The sequence below is a fragment of the Leisingera sp. F5 genome (assembly GCF_001593695.1).
Genome location: NZ_LUKH01000090.1, coordinates 1 through 7,095 on the forward strand (window position 1 = coordinate 1; position 7,095 = coordinate 7,095).

The following is a 7,095-nucleotide window of genomic DNA, read 5'->3' on the forward strand; positions in this document are numbered from 1 at the left end:
CCTTCAGCTCGACCAATTGGAACATGCGCCCGCTCGGCGTGCAAATTCTGGCCCTGACCTACCGGTCCGGAGAAAACTGGAACGAAACCGGGTTCAACAATCCTGAGTTCGACCGTTTGCTGGCAGAGGCACTGGCAACCCCTGATGCGGACAAGCGCAGGGGATTCATGGCCAAACTGCAGAGGATCTTGCTGGACGAAGGCGTTGTAACGCAGCCCTATTGGCGTTCCCTTTACAATCACTGCCGTGAGAATGTGAAAGGAATGGGTATGCATCCGACCTTTGAAATTCACATGGATAAGATCTGGTTGGACCGATAGGAGACGCCCATGTCGGCCACTGAAAAGCACCTGAAAGCCGGCACAAGCAAGGAATGGAATTGGCATCCAGACTTGCCTGTCGCCGTAACGCCGCTTTTCTCGTGGCCGCCAAGGCCCCTGTCCACGCTCCGGTGGTTTGCGACCAACTGGCTGCCGATCACCGAATACTTGATCTACGCGCTGATGGCTTGGGCCATCTGGGTTTGGCTGGTGCCGCCCTTGGAGCAGATGCAGCGCTTAAGTTGGGGATGGGTTTTGCAGCTTTGGGCGCGCAATCTGATCCTGATGACCTTTTTTGCCCAAGGGTTGCATCTGTGGCTTTACGGATGGAAGAAGCAAGGCGACGACTACAAGTTCGACCGGCGCGGACCAGCCAATAATGCGCGCATCTTCCTGTGGAACGATCAGTATTGGGACAATGTCACCTACGCGCTCCTATCTGGCGTGACCGTCTGGACATTCTATGATGCCATCGTTTGGACGGCTTACGCCAATGGATGGGCACCGATGATCACGGCCCGGAGCAATCCGATCTGGTTCTTTGCCCTGTTCCTGTTGTTGCCTGTTGTACAGTCCTTCCATTTCTACTGGCTGCACCGCGCACTGCACATCCCATGGATCTATAAGCGCGTGCATTCTGTGCATCACCGCAGTGTTTCAGTCGCACCGTGGTCTGGCTTTTCCATGCATCCGATCGAACATGCCGGCTACATGAGTCTGTTGCTGATCTTCCTGGTTGTGCCCGCGCATCCGATCCACTTCCTCTTCATCGGATACTCGTTGGCGCTTGCTTCGGCCACGTCGCATGCCGGGTTTGAAAACCTGGTGCTGAGGGACAAGGCCCACCTGAAGATCGGGTCGTTCCACCACCAACTGCATCACCGGTATTTCGAATGCAATTATGGCGGCCCGGAAATGCCCTGGGACACTGGTTCGGCAGCTTTCACGATGGCAGCCCGGAGGCAACGGAACATGTGCGCGAAACCAAAAAACGCATGCACGCGAAATGAGTGGCATGGTGACACCTCAGGACGGTCAGCGTTGATCTGGAACGCGCTGACCGGTGGTTCCTGAATGACGCCGCCTAAACGTCTGCCGGAATGTTTCTCATTGTCGGGTCAGCTTCGATTTCCTCTTCAAGCCACCTGGTGAACAGAGCCAGTTTCGGGTTCGCGGCACTGTTTTTTGGCGTTGCAAGGTACCATTGACTCGGCTCTGGAACGGAGAGACCGAACGGCCGTACCAAGCGCCCTCTCTCAAGGTCACGGGCGCAGAATGGCGCTCTTGCCATTCCAATCCCATGGTTTTTCAGGACTGCCTCACGAACCAGGGGATAATTATCAAAAACGGACCCGAATTTCATGTCGTCACGGCTGAGGCCTGCCGCCTCCAGCCAGCAAGTCCAGTCATCCACATCTGACGGCGTGGTCGGGACGCCCAGCAGCAAGAAACTCTCCAGTTCATCAAATGTCATGCCCATGTCCGGATCACTCAAAGCCTCTGGAGCGCACACCGGGTAAATGTCGGTTTCAAACAACGGGCTGTAGTCAAATCTCTTGTCAAAAGGCGGAGCATTGAAGATGCCCGCGTCAAATCTGTGCGCGTCGTAGTCACCGTCTTCAAAGGTTGAGATTATGCGCACGCGGGTGTTCGGATTGTCCTGAAGGAAACCGGCAAGCCTGGGCTGCAGCCACATTGTATTGAAACTTGCATAAGACTGAACAAGCAGCACATCGGGCTCGTCCGGTGCCTGTATGCGCCTGGTTGCCTTGATTATCCCCTGAATGTGTTCGCGGATTGGCGGATAATACTGTTCGCCGGCTGGCGTCAGTTCGACGGAACGGCTTGTGCGTTCAAGAAGTTGAACTCCGATTGCCGCCTCCAGCGCCTTGATCTGGTGGCTGACGGCCGCATGCGTCACGCAGATCTCGTCAGCTGCCTTGCGAAAGCTCTTGTGACGCGCCACGGCTTCAAAGGCACGCAGAGAAACCAATGTTGGCATATGGGTCGTCACCGACGGGCCTCCTCGATGGTTGCAGCCCGACATCCTTTAGCTTGCCTAACTGGCGGCAAAAATTACGGCGGCGGGTGGCATTGAATATTTGCCCAACTTTACATGCGGTCAAACGGTATTTTCACGCTCAACGCACCGGTTAGAAATCCTTGATGAATGCAAAAATCTTTCAATTCTTCGGCTCGTTGAGAGATGGCAGATTGGCAAGTGAAGAAAGCCAAGGATTCCTTTTGTATGTCCGTCACGTCACCTTCGCTGAATGCATATGGCTATCCGTTGCTGATCAAGCAGCTGCTGACGCGTTCCAGGTTTGTCTCCGCCAGGCAAGAGATCGTCAGCGGCTCCGACATGCGGCTGACCTATGCTCAGCTCAACGAACGCATCGGCCAGCTTGCCAATGCCCTCAAGGCCAGCGGTATTGACGAGGGCATGCGTGTTGGTGTCATGGACTGGGATACCCACCGCTATCTTGAGTGTTTCTTTGCGGTTCCGATGATGGGCGCTGTGCTGCACACGATCAACGTGCGTTTGTCGCCTGCGCAGGTTCTTTACACGATCAATCATGGGCAGCCGGACCTGATCATAGTGCATCAGGATTTCATGCCGCTTATTGATGAGATCAAATCGGGTTTTGAACGGGACATCGTCATTATCCCAATCGGAAACGGAGATGGTTACGAAGACTGGATCGGGGACGCTCCAACCGGATTTGAGTTTCCGGATTTTGAAGAAAGCCGGACCGCAACACTGTTCTATACGACTGGAACCACTGGCAACCCCAAGGGGGTGAGCTATTCCCATCGCCAGCTGGTGCTTCACACTTTGGGCCTGATCGCTGGTTTTGGCGCCTTCCCCGGAAACGCCGGGTTTCACCGCGGCGACGTCTACATGCCGCTGACACCTCTGTTTCACGTCCATGGATGGGGATTTCCATATGCCGCGACGATAATGGGCGTGCGCCAAGTCTATCCCGACCGCTACACGCCAGACGAAGTTCTACGGCTGATTGCTGCTGAAGGCGTCACTTTTTCCCATTGCGTGCCCACCATTCTGTCCATGGTGCTCGACCATCCCAGCTGCCCGCAAACAGACCTGAGCCAGTGGAAAGTAATCATTGGCGGGGCCGCTTTACCGCGCGGCCTGCAGGACCGCGCTGCTGCGGCTGGCATATCATTGCATGCGGCATATGGGATGTCCGAAACCTGTCCGTTTCTGACGGTGGCAGACTTGTCCAGCGATGATCCGGAGAGACAGGCGCAAACCGGCTTTCCCGGACCGCTTGTCGACCTTCGTGTTGTGACGCCAGATATGAGGGACGTACCGCATGACGGTGAAACAACCGGCGAAGTTGTTGCCCGGGCACCCTGGCTGACCCAGGGTTATTTCGGTAACGAGCAAGCCTCTGACGAACTGTGGGCTGGCGGGTATCTGCACACCGGGGACGTTGGGTACATCCGTGAGAATGGATCGTTGCAGATCACTGACCGGCTCAAGGATGTGATCAAGACCGGCGGCGAATGGATTTCGTCACTGGCATTGGAAAACATAGCATCCTCTTGTGCCGGAGTCGAAGACGTGGCCGCAATTGGTCTGCCGCATGCAAAGTGGGGCGAAAGGCCGGTACTGGTTGCTCAGCTTGCAAAGAATGCCGAACCGGATCAGGTGCGCCAAGTCATCCTGGAAGAATTCCAGTCGCGCGCTGACATGGGCGACCTGTCGAAGTGGGCGGTGCCAGACCGAATATTCTTTGTCGAACGGCTTCCCAAGACCAGTGTTGGCAAGCTCGACAAGAAGGTCTTGCGGCAAGAGATTTCAACAGGCGCAGATGTGAAATCATGATAATAAAGCAGCACCGTATTCAGGCCCTCATCCAAGCCATTGTCGCGTATTTGGAGACCCACCGCAGCGATGCGCCGGGTGTTGATCTGACGCTGGATAAGCTTGCAGCCATGGACCTTTCCTACAGGCGGCAGCGTGATGTCCCTCCCCAGGGAACCCGTCATGATCAGGTGCTGACACAAGCCATCGCCGGCATCACCGAGCCCAAACTGCTTGAAATCGCAAAATGCCTGTCTGCGGCCAAGGATGACCTGGTCTGGCGTGAGGACAACGCGCAGTTCTATCCGCCCGGCGCCGATCTGGGAGAGGGTTATATTAAGTGCAACCTGCATTCCTTGCTGATTGGCGCAGATGCCTGCGGGCATCACCATCCGGACTTCAGCCTGGGCATCTTCATGCTGGGTCCGCGGACGTTGTACCGCGACCATAACCACGACGCACCTGAGCTTTATCTGAACCTGTCCCAGAGGTCCGGCTGGCGGTTCGGGACCCGCGATTGGCAGGATTATCCAGCCGGATCGCTTATCTGGAACGCCGCGGGCGAGCCCCATGCCACCCGGGTCTATGATCAGCCGTTCATCTCGGTCTTTGTCTGGCTTGAGAACGTGAGTTCACGCTGCAATGTCATCCACTTCGACGATTGGGCCGAGATCGAACAAGGTCTTGCCCAAAAGTCCATCTGAGGTTTCCCAAAATGTTTTCTATAGAACGCAGCGGCAGCGTTGCAGTCATCGAGCTGAACGCCCCACCAGTGAACGCACTTGGCCTGAAGATGCGGCAAGCGCTCTCTTCGGCCGTTCATGAGTTGGAAGCTGACGAGCAGGTCAAAGCTATTGTTTTATGTTCGGCACTGCCGCTTTTTTGCGGCGGCGCCGACATCGCCGAGTTCCGCACAGGGGCAGTCTGGGACAAACCGGATCTGCCAGACCTGTGCGTAACGATTGAAACCAGTAGGAAACCTGTTGTCGCGGCTATTGCAGGCCCTTCGATGGGTGGCGCACTGGAGATCGCACTTGCCTGTGACTACCGTGTTGCCGCGCCGGAGGCATTGATGGGCCTGCCCGAAATCAAACTGGGGCTGCTGCCCGGTGCAGGTGGGACCCAACGACTGCCACGGATTGCCGGGCTGGAAGTGGCGACACGGATGATCCTTTCCGGTGACCCTGTGAAAGGCGATTTTGCTCTGTCCTGCGGGCTGGTCGACGCACTTTTCGAGAGCGGCCAGGATTTTCGCGCACATGCTATAGAGTTCGCCACCAGGATTGCGCGTGAGGGGGATCCGAAGCGCAGTTGCGCGGATATGACCGTCGCACACCCTGATCCGAAGGGTTTTCTCGCGGGTTTCCGGACCGAGATCGCGCCAAGGTCCAAAAACCTTGTCGCCCCTGAACGATGCCTAAAATCGCTTCAGGCCGCCTGCGAATTGCCGCTGGCCCAGGGGCTTGCACAGGAAAAGGCAGGATTTGCCGAATTGCTCGACACACCTCAATCGCGCGCGGGCCGCCATCTGTTCTTTGCAGAGCGTGAATGCACCAAGGTTCCCGGCGTTTCACGCGAGCAGCGGCCACGTGACATTGCATCGGTCGCCGTGATCGGCGCGGGAACAATGGGGCGCGGCATCGCCATCGCCTTTCTTCAGGCGGGGTATCCGGTCACACTTTTGGAAGCTACACAAGGGGCGCTGGAACAGGGGCTGGATCAGGTTTCAAAGCACTTCCAGCGTGCAGCTGACAAGGGACGGTTCAGTCCTGATCAGGCAGAGGCTTTTGCATCCAACGCCACAGGGACGCTCAGCTATGCAGACCTCGCAGATGCCGACCTGATCATCGAAGCAGCGTTTGAAAGCATGAATGTCAAACGCCAGATTTTCGAAGCGTTAGACCGGCACGCAAAACCTGGCGCGATACTGGCCTCAAACACATCGACGTTGGATCTTGATGAAATAGCCGCGGTCACGTCCCGTCCGGAGGATGCGATTGGTCTCCACTTCTTCAGCCCGGCCAATGTCATGCGCTTGCTGGAAGTGGTGCGCGGCGCCAAGACCGCACCCGATGTCATTGCGACGGCAATCACAGTCGCAAAGAAGATTCGAAAGCTCCCTGTCACGGTGGGCGTTTGCTACGGCTTTGTCGGGAACCGGATGCTGGAGCCATACTTCCGCGAAGGGTCCCGGCTGCTGCTTGAGGGGGCGGCGCCGAAACAGGTAGATGACGTCCTTGAAGGTTTCGGCATGGCCATGGGCATTCATGCGATGGCAGATCTGGCTGGGATCGATGTGGGCGCCCGCGTGCGTCAGGAGCGGCGAAGTGAAATTGCGCATGATCCGGCATACCAGGCAGTCCAGGACAGGCTTTTTGAATTAGGACGACTGGGTCAGAAGACCGGGCGAGGCAGCTATATCTACGAGGGCCAGACACGGGTTGAAGATCCCGAGGTTGTTCAAATCAGCAAAGAGCTGGCCACACGGCATGGTGTAGCGCACCGACAAATCGACGATCAGGAAATCCTTGAGCGGTGTCTGTATCCCTTGATCAACGAAGGCTTTCTGATCCTTGAAGAAGGCATGGCAACGCGCCCTGGGGACTGCGACCTGATCTGGGTCAACGGTTATGGCTTTCCCGACTGGCGCGGCGGCCCAATGCACTATGCCGATGAAGTCGGATTGCCCCGCATTCTGGACCGCATGAACCACTACCGGCAATCGCTGGGCGCCTATGGCGAGATGTGGTTCACACCCGCGCCTTTGCTGGAGGAACTCGCAAACACGGGCGTGACACTTGCAGAGCACTTTGAGGCCAAAAAGGGAACATCATGAGAGAAGCCGTTATCGTCTCTACCGCACGAACCCCTATTGGGGTTGCCTTCAAGGGTGCGCTGAACAACATCAAATCCCCAACCATGATGGGGCACGCCATTCAGCAC

General features: G+C 56.7%; 5 protein-coding genes and 1 pseudogene. 5 read left to right on the forward strand and 1 reads right to left on the reverse strand.

What is annotated here, in order from left to right:
• Positions 1–320: pseudogene (locus A2I95_RS24235) on the forward strand (diguanylate cyclase); the annotation flags it as partial.
• A gap of 9 nt (positions 321–329) precedes the next feature.
• On the forward strand, positions 330–1,394 hold the full coding sequence (locus A2I95_RS24240; protein WP_291733966.1) for a sterol desaturase family protein: 1,065 nt from the start codon (positions 330–332) through the stop codon (positions 1,392–1,394).
• Between the two features lie 10 nt (positions 1,395–1,404).
• Here the strand turns inward: A2I95_RS24240 and A2I95_RS24245 are convergent, their stop codons facing one another.
• Positions 1,405–2,334, reverse strand: coding sequence for a LysR substrate-binding domain-containing protein (locus A2I95_RS24245; protein WP_291733968.1), 930 nt, complete (start codon positions 2,332–2,334; stop codon positions 1,405–1,407).
• Positions 2,335–2,568: 234 nt separating this feature from the next.
• Here A2I95_RS24245 and A2I95_RS24250 point away from each other — a divergent pair, with 234 nt between their 5' ends.
• The 3 genes from A2I95_RS24250 to A2I95_RS24260 are packed head-to-tail and all read left to right on the forward strand — an operon-like array spanning position 2,569 to position 6,988.
• Positions 2,569–4,173: a fatty acid--CoA ligase gene (locus A2I95_RS24250; RefSeq protein WP_291733970.1), complete on the forward strand. Its 1,605-nt coding sequence runs from the start codon at positions 2,569–2,571 to the stop codon at positions 4,171–4,173.
• Positions 4,170–4,856 carry a dimethylsulfonioproprionate lyase family protein gene (locus A2I95_RS24255; protein ID WP_291733972.1) on the forward strand — a complete coding sequence of 229 codons (687 nt, stop codon included), beginning with the start codon at positions 4,170–4,172 and terminating at the stop codon, positions 4,854–4,856. The genes A2I95_RS24250 and A2I95_RS24255 overlap by 4 nt, the downstream gene beginning before the upstream one ends.
• An 11-nt stretch (positions 4,857–4,867) precedes the next feature.
• Positions 4,868–6,988 carry a 3-hydroxyacyl-CoA dehydrogenase NAD-binding domain-containing protein gene (locus A2I95_RS24260; protein WP_291733975.1) on the forward strand — a complete coding sequence of 707 codons (2,121 nt, stop codon included), beginning with the start codon at positions 4,868–4,870 and terminating at the stop codon, positions 6,986–6,988.
• Positions 6,989–7,095: the final 107 nt, after the last annotated feature.

Excerpts from the sequence above, each read along its gene's own strand:
- A2I95_RS24250 (WP_291733970.1), top strand. The coding sequence starts at position 2,569 with ATGTCCGTCACGTCACCTTCGCTGAATGCATATGGCTATCCGTTGCTG.
- A2I95_RS24260 (WP_291733975.1), top strand. The coding sequence starts at position 4,868 with ATGTTTTCTATAGAACGCAGCGGCAGCGTTGCAGTCATCGAGCTGAAC.
- A2I95_RS24240 (WP_291733966.1), top strand. The coding sequence starts at position 330 with ATGTCGGCCACTGAAAAGCACCTGAAAGCCGGCACAAGCAAGGAATGG.
- A2I95_RS24255 (WP_291733972.1), top strand. The coding sequence starts at position 4,170 with ATGATAATAAAGCAGCACCGTATTCAGGCCCTCATCCAAGCCATTGTC.